Annotated in this window: 10 protein-coding genes; 6 read left to right on the top strand and 4 right to left on the bottom strand. The window is 71.8% G+C overall.

The genetic code is table 11. The features are described from left to right. Window positions 1–42: 42 nt before the first annotated feature. The 3 genes from ACIP84_RS20345 to ACIP84_RS20355 all read left to right on the top strand — a co-directional run bounded on the left by ACIP84_RS20345 (window position 43) and on the right by ACIP84_RS20355 (window position 4,922). The gene (locus ACIP84_RS20345; protein WP_401799137.1) at window positions 43–1,089 is read left to right on the top strand and encodes a LacI family DNA-binding transcriptional regulator; all 1,047 of its coding nucleotides are present in this window, start codon (window positions 43–45) and stop codon (window positions 1,087–1,089) included. A 798-nt stretch (window positions 1,090–1,887) separates the two neighbouring features. After that, the gene (locus ACIP84_RS20350) at window positions 1,888–2,559 is read left to right on the top strand and encodes a DUF4097 family beta strand repeat-containing protein (RefSeq protein ID WP_401799139.1); all 672 of its coding nucleotides are present in this window, start codon (window positions 1,888–1,890) and stop codon (window positions 2,557–2,559) included. 77 nt (window positions 2,560–2,636) lie between these two features. Further along, entirely contained in the window at window positions 2,637–4,922 is a 2,286-nt protein-coding gene (locus tag ACIP84_RS20355) for a DPP IV N-terminal domain-containing protein (RefSeq protein ID WP_401799140.1), read from the top strand. Window positions 4,923–4,984: 62 nt separating this feature from the next. On the opposite strand, the gene ACIP84_RS20360 is transcribed toward ACIP84_RS20355, so the two are convergent. Together ACIP84_RS20360 and ACIP84_RS20365 are read right to left on the bottom strand one after the other, a co-directional pair. Then, window positions 4,985–5,548 carry an AAA family ATPase gene (locus tag ACIP84_RS20360; protein ID WP_401799142.1) on the bottom strand — a complete coding sequence of 188 codons (564 nt, stop codon included), beginning with the start codon at window positions 5,546–5,548 and terminating at the stop codon, window positions 4,985–4,987. Then, entirely contained in the window at window positions 5,545–6,543 is a 999-nt protein-coding gene (locus ACIP84_RS20365) for an EamA family transporter (RefSeq protein ID WP_401799144.1), read from the bottom strand. The genes ACIP84_RS20360 and ACIP84_RS20365 overlap by 4 nt, the downstream gene beginning before the upstream one ends. A gap of 146 nt (window positions 6,544–6,689) precedes the next feature. Here ACIP84_RS20365 and ACIP84_RS20370 point away from each other — a divergent pair, with 146 nt between their 5' ends. Then, on the top strand, window positions 6,690–7,619 hold the full coding sequence (locus tag ACIP84_RS20370; protein WP_401799146.1) for a LysR family transcriptional regulator: 930 nt from the start codon (window positions 6,690–6,692) through the stop codon (window positions 7,617–7,619). A gap of 113 nt (window positions 7,620–7,732) precedes the next feature. Beyond that, window positions 7,733–9,559: a glycoside hydrolase family 3 protein gene (locus ACIP84_RS20375; RefSeq protein ID WP_401799400.1), complete on the top strand. Its 1,827-nt coding sequence runs from the start codon at window positions 7,733–7,735 to the stop codon at window positions 9,557–9,559. A 108-nt stretch (window positions 9,560–9,667) separates the two neighbouring features. Here the strand turns inward: ACIP84_RS20375 and ACIP84_RS20380 are convergent, their stop codons facing one another. Further along, window positions 9,668–11,113 carry an aminopeptidase gene (locus tag ACIP84_RS20380; protein WP_401799148.1) on the bottom strand — a complete coding sequence of 482 codons (1,446 nt, stop codon included), beginning with the start codon at window positions 11,111–11,113 and terminating at the stop codon, window positions 9,668–9,670. A gap of 205 nt (window positions 11,114–11,318) precedes the next feature. Between ACIP84_RS20380 and ACIP84_RS20385 the strand changes: the two genes are divergently transcribed. Beyond that, window positions 11,319–11,696, top strand: a complete 378-nt coding sequence (locus tag ACIP84_RS20385; RefSeq protein ID WP_401799150.1) for a hypothetical protein — start codon at window positions 11,319–11,321, stop codon at window positions 11,694–11,696. Window positions 11,697–11,756: 60 nt separating this feature from the next. Here the strand turns inward: ACIP84_RS20385 and ACIP84_RS20390 are convergent, their stop codons facing one another. Then, window positions 11,757–14,099 (bottom strand): tyrosine-type recombinase/integrase, encoded by a 2,343-nt coding sequence (locus tag ACIP84_RS20390; protein WP_401799151.1) that lies wholly within the window; start codon window positions 14,097–14,099, stop codon window positions 11,757–11,759. Window positions 14,100–14,164 lie beyond the last annotated feature (65 nt).

A 14,164-nucleotide genomic window follows, 5' to 3' on the forward strand; every position in this document is an offset into this window, starting at 1 on the left:
TGCCGACATCGCCGTCGACAAGGCCCCGGAGGTACGCACACGATGACCGTCACCCTGGCGGACGTGGCCGCTCGCGCACGGGTCTCGCCCGCCACCGTCTCCCGCGTCCTCAACGGCAACTACCCGGTCGCCGAGTCGACCCGCGAGCGGGTCCTGCGGGCCGTGGACGAGCTGGACTACGTCCTCAACGGGCCCGCCAGCTCACTCGCCGCCGCCACCTCCGACCTCGTCGGCGTCCTCGTCCACGACATCGCCGACCCGTTCTTCGGCGTCATGGCGAGCGCGGCGCAGAGCTCCATCGGCGAGGGCGGATCCGGGCGCGGCGGCGGCGAGAAGCTCGCCGTCGTCTGCAACACCGGCGGCTCCCCCGAGCGCGAGCTGACCTACCTCACCCTGCTCCAGCGGCAGCGGGCCGCGGCCGTGATCCTCATGGGCGGCTCCATCGAGGACCCCGAACACCTGGCGGCGGTGACCGGCAAGCTGGCCAAGCTCGCGGAGGCGGGAACCCGGGTCGTGCTCTGCGGGCGCCCTCCGGTCACCGGCGACGCGAACGCGGCCGCGCTCGTCTTCGACAACCGGGGCGGCGCGCGTCGCCTCACCGAGCACCTGCTCGAACTCGGCCACCGGCGCATCGGTTACGCGGCCGGCCCGGCCGACCGGACGACGACCCGGCACCGCCTGGAGGGCCACCGGGCGGCGCTCACGGCGGCGGGCGTCGCGGAGGGGCCGACGGTCCACGGCGCGTACGACCGCCGGGCGGGCTACGAGGCCACGGCCGAACTCCTGGCCCGCGACCCGGACCTCACCGCGGTCGTCGCCGCCAACGACACGGTCGCCCTCGGCGTCTGCGCGGCCCTGCGGGAACGCGGCCTGTCGATCCCGGGCGACGTGTCGGTGGCGGGCTTCGACGACCTCCCGTTCTCGGTCGACGCGGTCCCGTCCCTGACGACGGTCCACCTGCCGCTGCACGAGGCGGGGACACGAGCGGGCCGCCTGGCGATGGGCACGGAGGACCCCCCGGCGGGCGGCCTGGCCCGCGTCCCGGCGGAGCTGGTGGTACGGGGGTCCACGGGGCGGCCTCGGGGGTAGAGGGGCGACCTCCGGAAGCCTGAGGTGGGAGGCCTGAGGCGGGAGGCCTGAGGCCTCAGGCTTAAGGGGGGACGAGGGCTCGGGGCGCGCGGCCGAGAGCTGCGCAGGTACGGGGGGGGACGGGGCGCGGGGAGGTACGCGGCCGGACGGCCGCGGGGGGGCGGCGGAGGCCGGGAGCCGCGAGGGTGAAGCGGCCGGACGGGCGCGGGAGTCGACGCCGGACCGTGTCCGGCTCCACCGAGGACGCGAGAGCCGCCGAGGGCGCGAAAGCGCCGGCGGGAGCGCCGACCGAGCAGAAGGCGCCGGCGAGAACGAACAGCCGGCCCGCCGCGCGGCCACGAGAGCCGGCTCCGGCGTACGCGGCGCCTCCTCGGACCCCCGGCCGGACCCCACGGCCGGACCCCCCGGCCGCGGAGCCCCGGCCGCGGACCCTCGGCCGGGCGCTACGGGCCAGGCCCAGGGCGCGCGTCCGCCTCGCCGACTACCGCTGCCGACACCGGCTCCTGGCGCCGAGACACCGTCGACACGCGCCCCGCGCGGACGCCGGAAGCGCCCGGACGGCGCCCTGAGCGCCCGGCGCACCCCCACAGTGCGTTCACCTCCATTCCATTGCAACGCAACGCACTTCTGACGTTGCATTAGCCTTGAAACCGTTGCAACGAAATCCTTCAATCTACCTGCAGAGATACCGATTCAACGCAACGAACGCATTGCCAGTCTCGTGAACGCAACGTAGCTTTTCCCTCATCGGAAAGAGCGCGGCCCAAGAGCGGGCCCGCCCCAAGAAGGAGAAGAACCGTGCAGAAGTTCGCCACCACCGCCGCCATCGCCGCCGTCCTCGACCTCCCGGCCGGCCGCATCCAGCTCATCGCCTCCGACCGCGCCGACGCCACCGTCGACATCCGCCCCACGAACGCCGCCAAGGGCAACGACGTGAAGGCCGCCGAAGACATCACCGTCGCGTTCGCCGACGGCGTCCTACGGATCGTCGCCGCTCCCGCCAAGAACAAGATCCTCGGCGACCCCGGCTCCGTCGAGGTGACCGTCCAGCTCCCCGCCGGCTCCCGCGTCGAGGCGAAGACCGCCGCCGCCGAACTCCGCGGCGTGGGACGGCTCGGCGACGTCACCGTCGAGGGGGCACAGGGCACGGTCAAGCTCGACGAGACCGCGGGCGCCCGCATCGCCCTGCTCGCCGGCGACATCACGGTCGGCCACCTCGGCGGCCCCGCCGAGATCAGCACCAGGAAGGGCGACCTCCGCATCGCCGAGGCCACGGAGGGCACGGTCGTGCTGCGCACGGAGTCCGGCGAGATCGCGGTCGGCGCCGCCCGCGGCGTCTCCGCCACCCTGAACGCCGGCACCGCCTACGGCCGCGTCCACAACGCCCTCACCAACACCGACGGCGCCGCCGCCGGCCTGAACATCCACGCCACCACCTCGTACGGCGACATCACCGCCCGCAGCCTCTGAACCACCCCGGCGGCGCGCCCCCGCTCCCCCGATGCCCCCAGATCCCGCACGACGAACTCCGAGGACGGAAAGACAGAATGAGCACCACTCAGAACTACCAGGCCGCCGAGCAGCTTCTCCGTCGTCCCGCCCGCCCGGGCGAGCTCGTCGTCGGTGACAAGGTCAGGCCGCAGTGGATCGACGGGGGCGCCCGGTTCTGGTACGCGGTGAGCAACGGGGCCGGCAGGCGGTTCATGCTGGTCGACCCGGCGGCGGGCACGCGTGAGCCGGTCTTCGACCACGCCCGGCTTGCCGCCTCGCTGGCCGCCGCCTCCGGGGAGCGGGTCGACCCCGAGGCCCTGCCGTTCCCCGGCATCGAACCGGGCGAGGACGAGGTCAGGTTCGTGGCGTTCGGCGCGTACTGGCGCTGTGACCTGGTCAGTTACGTCTGCGAGCCGGCCGAGTTCACCGCCCCGGGCAACCCGCTGGACGTGACGGCGCCCGACGGGAAGACCGCGGTGTCCCAGCGGGGGCACGACCTGTGGGCCCGCTCGCTGTCCGACGGCCGCGAGTGGCCCCTGACCACCGACGGCGCACCCGGTCACGCCTACGGTCCCGGTCCCGCCGCGACCGGCAACCCCACCCTGCTGCGCAAGCTCGGCGTGCCGTACCTGCCGCCCGCGGTCGCCTGGTCGCCGGACTCGACGAAGGTGCTCGCCCACCGGACCGACGAGCGCGAGGTCCGCAGGACCCACCTCGTGGAGGCGATGCCCGCCGACGGAGGCGCGCCCCGCCTGCACACCCAGCCGTACGCGTACCCCGGGGACGAGCACCTGCCGCTGGCCGAGCTGGTCGTCCTCGACGTCGCCGAGGGCACGGTGGTCCGTGCCGGCGCGGAACCGCTGATCATGACCCATGTCTCGCCGATCACCGTGAAGTGGGCGTGGTGGGCGGCGGACGGCTCCGCCGTCTACTTCCTCGCCCGGCCCCGGGACCAGCACTCCCTCACCCTGAACCGGCTCGACCCGGTCACCGGCGAGGTCACCACCGTGATCCGCGAGTCCGGGGAGACCCGGGTGGAGCCCAACCAGTGGATGACCGAGCCGCCGCTCGTGCGGGTGCTCGCCGACGAGGTGCTGTGGTTCTCGCAGCGCGACGGCTGGGGCCACCTCTACCGTTACGACCTGCACACCGGCGAGCTGCTCGGCCGGGTCACCTCAGGGCCGTGGCTGGTGCGGCAGATCCTGCGCGTCGACGAGGCCGCCCGCGTCGTGTACTTCACGGCATCCGGGCTCGTCGACGAGGACCCGTACCGGCGCACGGTGTGCCGGGTCGGCCTGGACGGCTCCGGTTTCGCCCGGGTCACCGACGACACGCTCGACCACATCGCCGTCCTGCCGGAAACCCCGTACGACCAGGAGTACTTCATCGACTCCGCGTCCACCGTCGCCACCGCCCCCGTCACCACGGTCCGCGACTGGACCGGGCGCGTGCTCGTCGAGCTGGAGCGGGCCGACATCACCAAGCTCGCCGCCACCGGGTGGACCGCGCCGGAGCGCTTCCGCGTCAAGGCGGCCGACGGCGAGACCGATGTCTACGGAGTGCTGTACCGGCCGCGGGACTTCGACCCCGCCCGGTCCTACCCGGTGGTGGACAACCTCTACCCGGGTCCGCAGGTCAACCGGGTCGCCCCGTGCTTCGACCCCGGCGGCATGGGCATGGACGCCGAACCTCTGGCGGCGCTCGGCTTCGTGGTCGTCGCGCTCGACGGCCGGGGCACCCCGGGCCGGAGCAAGGCCTTCCACGACGCCTCCTTCGGCCGCCTGGCCGACGCCGGCTCCCTGGCCGACCATGTCGCGGCCCTGGGGCAGCTGGCCGAGACCCGGCCGTGGATGGACCTGGCGCGGGTCGGCGTCCTCGGTCACTCCGGGGGCGGGTTCGCCGCCGCCCGCGCGATGCTGGACTTCCCCGCGACGTTCAAGGCCGGGGCCGCCCTCTCCGGCTCGCACGACGCCTGCACCTTCAACGCCGGCTTCGTCGAGTCCTACGACGGCGCGGACGCCCCGGAGGTCTGGGCCCGGACGTCCAACCTGGACCTCGCCGACCGGCTGGCCGGCAAGCTTCTGCTCGTGCACGGCGACATGGACGACCAGGTCCACCCGCACCAGACCCTGCGGTTCGCCGACCGGCTCCTCGCCGCCGGCAAGGACGTCGAAGTGCACGTCGTGCCGGGCGCCGAGCACGCCTTCATCGACTGTCTGGCCCATGTCCGCACCCGCTGCTGGGACTTCCTGGTCCGCGAGCTGATGGGCACGCAGCCGCCCGCCTACCGCCCGGCGCCGATCGTGATCGGCCCCGAGCTGCTGGCCGACATGTTCGCCTGACCACGACGCCGCGGACGCGACGACGAGCCCGTCGGATCCCACCCCCGTGGGGATCCGACGGGCTACTTCGGCGGGGTCAGGCCCGTCGCCGCGAGGACCGCGTCCACCGTCTCCGCCACCGTCAGGTCCGCGTTGTCGATCCAGACGCCCTCGTCCGACAGCTCCGCGCGCATCGCCTCGTCCAGGAAGGCCCAGCTGGTCGTCAGGCGCTTGTCGCGGGCGTTGTTGCGCTCCCAGGCCTTGTCGGGGCCGGGGGCCAGGATCACCACCTGGAGCGCGTCCGCCGTCGTATGGGCGCGGTAGTAGTCCAGGTGGGAGCGGCGTACGACCACGTCGTCGAGGACCGGGAGGAAGCCGGCCGCGGCGAAGCTGCCGGCGAGGAGGCAGGCGTTGCGGGCGCGCAGCAGGATCTGGCGGTCCGCCTCGGGGTCGCCGTCCGGGCTCGGCCAGTGGCAGCCGCTCACGATGAGGGACTGGAGCTCGTCGACCTCGATGTGCGCCGCCCGGGCGAAGCGGGCCGCGAGGGCGGCCGCGACGGTGGACTTCCCGCTGCCGGGGATGCCGGCGAGCAGCACGGCCCCGGGGACGGGTCCGGGGGCGTCCACGGTGATGTTCTCGAAGGTCATGCGGGCCTTTCCTCGCGGGTCGTACGCCGATCCTCGCCGAGCGGGCGGCCGGTCGACGATACGGCCACGGGCTCGGGCGGTGCCACGGGATTACCGGCCCCACCGGCACCACCAGCCCCACCGACCCCGCCGGTGGCCCGCCTGCCGGGTGCGAACGACGTCAGGGCCACTCCCCCGACGAGCAGCGCCGCCGCGCACCAGCGGGCCGGGCTCACCCCCTCGCCCAGGACGAGCGCCGCCGAGGACATCCCGAAGACGGGCACGAGGAGGGAGAAGGGGGCGACGGAGGAGGCCGGGTAGCGGCGGAGCAGCCGGCCCCAGGCGCCGAAGCCGAAGACGGTCGTGATCCAGGCGACGTAGACGATGACGCCGACGCCGGTCCAGTCGAGCCCGCGCAGGGCCGCGAGGTCGCGGTCCGGTCCTTCCAGGAGCAGGGAGAGGCCGAGCAGCGGCAGGACGGGCACGGCGCTGACCCAGACCATGAAGTTGAGCGCGTCCGGCGGGGAGGCCTTGCGGGTCAGGACGTTGGAGACGCCCCAGCAGGCCGCCGCGGCGATCACCAGGGCGAAGCCGAGGAGGGATCCGGCCCCGCCCTCGTCGGCCGCCGCCACACTGATGCCCACCAGGGCGACCCCCATGCCCGCGAGCTTGAGGCGCCCGGGGCGTTCGCCGAGGGCGGCGAAGGCGAAGAGGGCGGTGAAGACGGCCTGGACCTGGAGGACGAGGGAGGAGAGCCCGGCGGGGGCGCCGAGGTCCATGCCGGTGAAGAGGAGCCCGAACTTGGCGACGCCGAGGACGAGTCCCACCGCCAGGATCCACTTCCAGGCCACGGTGGGCCGGCCCACCAGGAACACGGCGGGCAGGGCGGCGGCGAGGAAGCGGAGGGCGGAGAAGAGCAGCGGCGGGAAGTGGTCGAGGCCGATCTCGATGACGACGAAGTTGACTCCCCAGACGGCGGCGACCAGGGCGGCGAGGGCGAGGTGGGCGGGGCGCATGCGATCGAGCATGGCCGCCACGACCGTGTAGCACCAGCACGGGCTTCTTCATGGTGGGATGTAGCAACGCTTCATCCATGACGTACGACGGGGATGCGGTGACGCCTCGCCCGTGCGCCCCCGCCCGTCGAAGAGGAGGAACGCCCGTGCTGGATCTCGGCCGTCTGCGCGCCCTGCACGCCGTCGCCGTCCACGGCAGCGTCGGCGCCGCCGCCACCGCCCTCGGCTACACGCCGTCCGCGGTCTCCCAGCAGATCGCGAAGCTGGAGCGGGAGACCCGTACGACCCTGCTCGAACGCAGCGGCCGCGGCATCCGCCTCACCGACGACGCCCACCACCTCGCCGCCACCGCCCGCCAGTTGCTCGCCCTCGTGGAGGAGGCGGAGGTACGGATCGAGGAGCGGCGCGGCCGGCCCGCCGGGCGCCTCGACATCGGCTGCTTCGCGAGCGCGGCGCGCGGGCTGATGCCCCGGGTGCTCGCGGAGCTGGGCCGGGTCCATCCCGAGGTCGACGCCCGGCTCTCGGAGGTGGACCCGCACGTGTCGATCGACCTGGTGGCGCGCGGGGTCATCGACCTGGCGGTCGCGCACGACTGGGACATCGCCCCGCTTCCCGTGCCGCCGGGGGTCGAGCAGGCGGTCGTCGGCGACGACCTGTGCGACATCCTCGTCCACCGGGACCATCCGCTGGCCGCGCGGGACTCGGTGCGCCGGGAGGAGCTGGCGGCGGAGCGGTGGATCTCGCAGCCGCCGGGGACGGTCTGCCACGACTGGCTGACGCGGACGCTGCGGGAGACGGGCTTCGAGCCGCTGATCGTCCATCAGGCGGAGGAGAACCACACACAGGTCGCCCTGGTCGCCGCCGGTCTGGGCATCGCGCTGGTGCCGCGCCTGGGGCGCGGGGCCCTGCCGCCGGAGGTGGCGCCGGTGCGGCTGGACCCGATGCCGACGCGCCGCCTGCACGCCATGTGGCGGACCGGGGCGGCGCGGCGCCCGGCGATCCGGGAGACGGTCCGTACGCTCCAGGAGCTCTGGCCCGGGATCGCCGCCGTGGGCGATTCGTGCGCGGGTCCTTGACCTGGCAGTTACTTTCGGGCTATCCGTGACTCCTTGGAAGTTTCCTTCAAAGGCGGCTTCCGAGGATCTCGCGCATGGATTCCTTCAACCTCGCACGGCCGGAAGGAGCATCAGTGCACCACCGCGCCCCCGCCCCCTCCCGACGCACCCTCCTCACGGTGACCGCCGCCGCGGCAGCGGCCGCCGTCACCGGGGTCAGCACCCCCGCCCTCGCCGGACAGGGCCGGCACGACGACCGGAAGCTCCGGCGGATCATCGACCGCATGTCGATCGAGGAGAAGGTCGGCCAGCTCTTCGTGATGCGGGTGTACGGCCACTCCGCCACGGCACCCGACCAGGCCGACATCGACGCCAACCTCGCGGAGATCGGTGTCCGTACGGCCGCCGAGCTCGTCGAGCGCTACCACGTGGGCGGTGTCATCTACTTCTCCTGGGCCCACAACACCCGCGACCCGCAGCAGATCGCCGCGCTGTCCAACGGCATCCAGCAGGCGGCGCTCGCGCAGCACACGCCGATCCCCGCGCTCATCTCCACCGATCAGGAGCACGGCATCGTCTGCCGGGTGGGCGAGCCCGCCACCCTGGTGCCCGGCGCGATGGCCCTCGGCGCCGGCGGTTCGCTCGCGGACTCCCGCAGGGCGGCGCAGATCGCGGGCGCGGAGCTGGCGGCGGTCGGCATCCGGCAGAACTACGCCCCGGTCGCCGACGTCAACGTCAACCCGGCCAACCCGGTCATCGGCGTCCGCTCCTTCGGCTCCGACCCGGCGGCGGTCGCCCGTATGGTCGCCGCGCAGGTCAAGGGCTACCAGCGGGCCGGGGTCGCGGCCACGTCCAAGCACTTCCCCGGGCACGGCGACACCGCCGTCGACAGCCACTACGGGCTGCCGACGATCACCCACACGCGGGCGCAGTGGAACGCGCTCGACGCCCCGCCGTTCCGGTCCGCGATCGCCGCCGGGATCGACTCGATCATGACCGCGCACATCGTGGTCCCGGCACTCGACCCGAGCGAGGACCCGGCGACGCTGTCCCGGCCGATCCTCACCGGCATCCTCCGCGAGGAGCTCGGCTACGACGGGGTGGTGGTCACCGACGCGCTCGGCATGGAGGGGGTGCGCACCAAGTACGGCGACGCGCGCGTCCCGGTCCTCGCCCTGAAGGCCGGGGTGGACCAGCTGCTCAACCCGCCGAAGCTGGACGTGGCCTGGAACGCGGTCCTGAAGGCCGTCGGGGACGGCGAACTGACGGAGGCCCGGCTCGACGAATCGATCCTGCGGATCCTGCGGCTCAAGGCGAAGCTCGGTCTGTTCCGGAACGCGTACGTCACCCGGGCCGGCGTCGATCGGGTGGTCGGCACCGCCGCCCATCTCGCCCAGGCCGACCGGATCGCCGAGGCCACCACGACCCTGCTCACCAACGAGGGCGGTCTCCTGCCGCTGAGCCCGGCCCGCCACGGCTCGGTCCTCGTCGTCGGCGCCGATCCGGCCTCCCCGTCCGGTACGACGGGCCCTCCGACGACGACGCTCGCGACCGCGCTGACGGAGCTGGGGTTCACCGCGACCGCGCTCTCCACCGGGATCACCCCGACGGCCGCGAAGATCGAGGAGGCGGTGGCGGCCGCCGCGGGCAGGGACGTCGTCGTGGTGGGCACGTACAACGTCACCGCGACCAGCTCGCAGCGCACGCTCGTGGCACGGCTCGTCGCGACCGGGGTGCCCGTCGTGACGATCGCGATCCGCAACCCGTACGACATCGCCCGGATCGCCGGCCAGCGGGCGACGCTCGCCGCCTACTCCTGGACCGATGTCGAACTGCGGGCCGCCGCACGGGTCCTGGCGGGCAGGGCCAGGCCCAGGGGCCGACTGCCGGTCCCGGTGCAGAGCGCCGACGACCCGGCGAAGGTGCTCTACCCGGTCGGACACGGCCTGTCGTACCGCTGACGCCGCTGACACCGCCGATCCGGCTCTCGCGGCCGCGACACGGACACGGCTGACACGACGAGGGGGGTGGGGCGCGCCGTCCGGCGCACCCCACCCCCCTCGAAGCGGTTACGGCCGCAGGCCGTGCTCCTTCGTCGCGTCCTCGTCGACCTGCCGGTCGAGGCGTGCGTCGAAGCGGGCCAGGGGCTGCGCCGCCTGGACGGCGGGGGCGGGGACGCCGGCCCAGGCGAGGATGCGGGCGGTGGCGTTGTTCCGCTCGGCCTCGACGAGCCCGGCGACGTTCGCACCGTGGTTGGCGCCCGGTGCCACGTACACGTAGCTGTCGCGCGCGCTCTTGCCCAGGTGGAACTTCTCGGAGCCCCACGGGTCGTTGCCGCCGTACACGAACAGCATCTTGTTCGCGTTCTTGCGGACCCAGTTGTCCACGTCGCGCATGGCGTGCGGCTTGAACTTCATGGGGATCTCGCGCGGCACGAAGTTGCTCGCGGGCTGGTAGCCGTAGCGGCTCAGGCCCTTGAGGTGCGGCTGCTTGATCGTGGGCGAGCCGAGCTCGGTCGCCGCCTGGTAGTAGTACGGCGTGTACGGCTCCAGGCCCTGGTCCGTGTAGGCGGCCCAGCCGGAGAAGGCGTCGATCGTGCCGTACACCTCGTCGTCGGTGGCGGTCTTCGCGACCGGGATCTGGTCGCAGACGTCCTCGCCGTAGTACTGCCAGAAGCCCCACACGAAGTCGAGGACGACGGCCTCGAAGGCCTTGTCGAGCGTGCCGACCGTGTTGAAGGTGAGGCCCTCCGACTCGGCCCACGCCTTGTACTTGGCCTCCAGGGGCGCGCGGCGGACGAGGGCCTCGCGCTGCAGGTTGTTCAGCCGGTCGCGGCACTCCTTGGTGCCGACGGTCTCGAAGAACCGGTCGTAGGCCGAGTCCTCCTTGTCGACCACGTCGTTCGGGGCGACGTAGGCGACGACACCGTCCATGTCGCGCGGATAGAAGCGCTCGGAGTAGGTGGCGGTCATGCCTCCCTTGGAGGCGCCGGTGGAGAGCCACTTCTGGCCGTAGATCTTCTTCAGCGCGGTGAAGATCCGGTGCTGGTCGCTGGCCGCCTGCCAGATGTCGAGCTTCGACCAGTCGGCGGGCTGGGGACGGGACGGCGTGAAGAAGCGGTACTCCATGGAGACCTGGTTGCCGTCGATGATCCGCGTCGGCTCCGCGCGACTCGGGGTCGTGCTCAGCGAGTAGCCGCTGGTGCGGAAGACGGTCGGGCGGCTCGTGTCCTTGTGGAGGACGGAGATCCGCTGGTCGAACGTGCCGGCCCACGGGCGCCGGTGGTCGATCGGCTGCTTGTAGTTCAGGACGAAGAAGCGGTAGCCCGCGTACGGCTTCTCCTCGATCAGGCTCATCCCGGGGATCGCCAGGATGCGGTCCTTGATGTCCGTGCTCTGCGAGTCGACGACGGCCGTGCTGCCCGTGTCCGTGTCCGCGGCGGTAGCCACGCCGGTCGGTGCCACGGTGCCTATGAGCACCGAAAGCGACAGCGCCCATCTCAGCGACTTGCGCATTCACCCTCCCCTTGGTTCACAACGGTGTCGCGAACCTAGCGGGGGCAACGTGTGGACCGCCAGACCCAGTTGATCCTTACCCTTGGACTTTCCTGTACTTCTCTGCACTTCACCGGTTCGAGTGATGATCCCGCCGCGCTGACCGCAGCATCGATGGTCCTGAACCACGTGGACCACGCCGTCGAGGCTGTGATCCACTGCGCTCATGAGTTTGTCGGTAGATGTCTTTGTTGTTGGTGCAGACGGCGAGAGGCAGGTGCAGGACGTTCCGGTCGGGTGCTCGGACTCCGCAGGCGCTGAGAGCTGGCGCTGGCGCGTATGGGGCGCGGAAGTCGTGCGTTCGCTGGGCGCCAGCTTCTTTCCGGTCCTAGCTGATGCGGACCTGCAGGTCGATCCCTCGCAGGTCCCTGAGTTCCTGCGGGAATGCCTCCTGCTCCGCGAGAACCTGGAGAGGATCGTCTCGGAAACGGAGCCCGTGCGGACCTTCGAGGAGCACAGGGGCGCCATTTCGCAGCGACTGGCGATCATCGAAGAAGCCGCCAGCCGCGCGGGTGCGATGGGAGGTGGGGTCCTCATCTGGTGACGGACTCGGCAGGAAGCGGACGGCCTACGGGTATGTCGATCATGGAGACAGCTCCAGTCGCTAGGGGGTCGGGCGGGGCTTGGGAATGCCGAGGTGGACAGGCGGCCTCTGGTCTCGGCGTTGTGTTTCGTCGCGCTTGGCGCGGAGGAAAGTGAGGGTGAGGTCGATGCCCTCGATCTCACCGATCCAGCCTTCGGACTCGGCCTGCGTCCTGCGTTGCAGGAGGTTGGCTTCGAGCTCGGAGAGCCGGGCGAGCATCTTGGGATTGACATGGAGCATCGGGCAGCGGATGCATGCGTGTTCGTGCTGGCAGGGGGTGCCGTAGGGCCGGCCGGAGGAGCCGAGCTCGACCTTGCGGCGGTCGAAGTGCTCCTCGAACTGGTCCCACTCGTCAGAGGTGGTGTCCCGGTATTCGTCGGTGGGACGGATCTGGCGCCGGTGTTCGAGGTGCTCCTGGTAGTGGCGGATGACGTCTTCGTCGAACACCGCGACGTAACCGCGAGTGGTCTGGACATTCAGGTGTCCGAGCAGAGCCGCACCGATGTGGATCGGTAGGCCGCTGTTGACGAGTTCGGTGATGAAGATCCGGCGGAAGTCGTGCGGGGTGAACTTCAGCCCCTTGAAGCCGGGGTGGACTTCGGCGAGGGCGAGGCAGCGCCGCTCGATCATGTTCTGGATCGTGCTGGGGTTGAAGATCGCGGGAACCGTGCCGTTCTGCCGCTGGAACAGGAACGGCATCGGGGGACTCCAGACCTTGTCGTGCGGGTCGTAGCGAGTCACGAGCGGGATCGGCCGCCCGGTGCGAGCGTGCCGGCGGATGATCGAGGCGATCACGTGGAAGAGCTCGGTGGACATCGGGATCACGCGCTCGCGGTCGGTTTTCGAAGGAGCGATCACCAGCAGCGCGATGACCTCGCCACCGGGTCGCTGATACTGGCGGATGCTCAGGTGGGTGAGCTCACACAGCTCCTCGACGCGGACGCCGGAGTGCCGCAGCGTCTCGACCGCTGCCCAGTCCCAGAAGGTGGTCTCCTCCTCGGCGGCGATGTGGACCATCTCGCCGCTGTCGTTGTTGCGCAGACGCGGCGGGATGGGGGCGGTGTGACGGCTGAGCTTGCGGTCGGCTTCGCTCAGCACGCGTGTGTAGCTGGTGCCGGCGAAGGTGAACGACTCTCCCTCGACCGCTTCCTCGGCGAGTTGCAGAAGCTGGCGAAAGTGGTCGTAGCGGGACTCAACGTGCTCGACGAGCACCGGCAGCAGCGGCTGACGCTGGCGAGTGCGGTCGGCACTGCGCTCGTTGATCCGCCGACGGCGAGCGCCGAGCCCGTGCAGGTCGGAGGGCGGGACCGGGCAAGGAGCGACCCACGTAGCCCACCGCTCGGGTTCCTGGGCGGCCCAGGTGTGCAGGTCGTAATAGAAGCTGCGGACGGAGATGACCAGGCTGTCCGCCCCGGCGCGCGGAGCACCGTTGTCCTTGACGGCGATCATCTGCCGCCAGGCGGTGTAGATCTCCGGGGAGATCCGCAGGTCACCCTGGTCGGGGTTGAGGCGTTCGATCTTCTCCCAGAAGTGGTGGGCCAGGTGCAGAACCAGGTTCTTCAAGGTGGCGTAGTCGGTGTCCGCGCGGCGCCGGGTGAAATAGTCGATCAGCAGGCCGCGAACGGCCTGGTTGCGGATCGGGTAGAGGTCGATGAGCTCCTCGATGCTCTTCTGGCCCCGCATGAGAGCGGCGCGCATCGTTGCCGGGACGGCCGGTGGAAGGTGGCCCATGGCGTGGAGCACGTGCCACACACCTTGGCCGCGGAGGCGGTTTCCGACCTTGTTCCCGGGGTCCAGCACCGACCAGGCCCGCCGGTTCTCCTGTGCGAAGTGCAGCAGCGCAGGCGCCGTTACGTCGCTCAGTGCGACCCCCTGGACGGCGAGCAGAACGCACAGGTCGAACAGGGCCTCGGTGCGGTGCGCGTAGGTGTGCTGGTGCACCTCGACCTGCTTGGCGAACTCGTCCAGCAGCGGGTCGCTCTGGGCGGAGATGAAGTGGGCTGCGAAGCCGGTCATGTGATGGCGCCGGAAGGCCACCAGGGACGGCTGGATGACGCGCAGGCAGATCAGGGCTCGCAGGCCGGTGGTGAGTTTGACGCTGGGGCTGCGGCGGCACTCCAGGTCATTGACGTGGGCGAGTCCCTTGCCGACCGGGCTGGCGTCCCACCGCTCCTGCCAGGTCAGACCGGGGTAACCGGCCAGGTAGTCCAGCAAGAGCCGGGCGGCCTGGCCTCGCTGCTGGCGCGTTGACGTACCTCCGTCCCAGGTGTCGACGACCAGCCTCGCGATCGATCGCGAACTGGTGCGGGAGAGGTCGCCGAACGGGCGGGGCGGCGTGGCAGTGGTGGCCGGCTCGGCTGTCATGGGGCCACCGACGAACCGGCTGGGGTAATCCAGGCCCTCGGCGATCGGGCCGTGGCGGCGGCTGA

It is taken from the genome of Streptomyces sp. NPDC088707 (assembly GCF_044752725.1).
Taxonomy (GTDB): Bacteria; Actinomycetota; Actinomycetes; order Streptomycetales; family Streptomycetaceae; genus Streptomyces.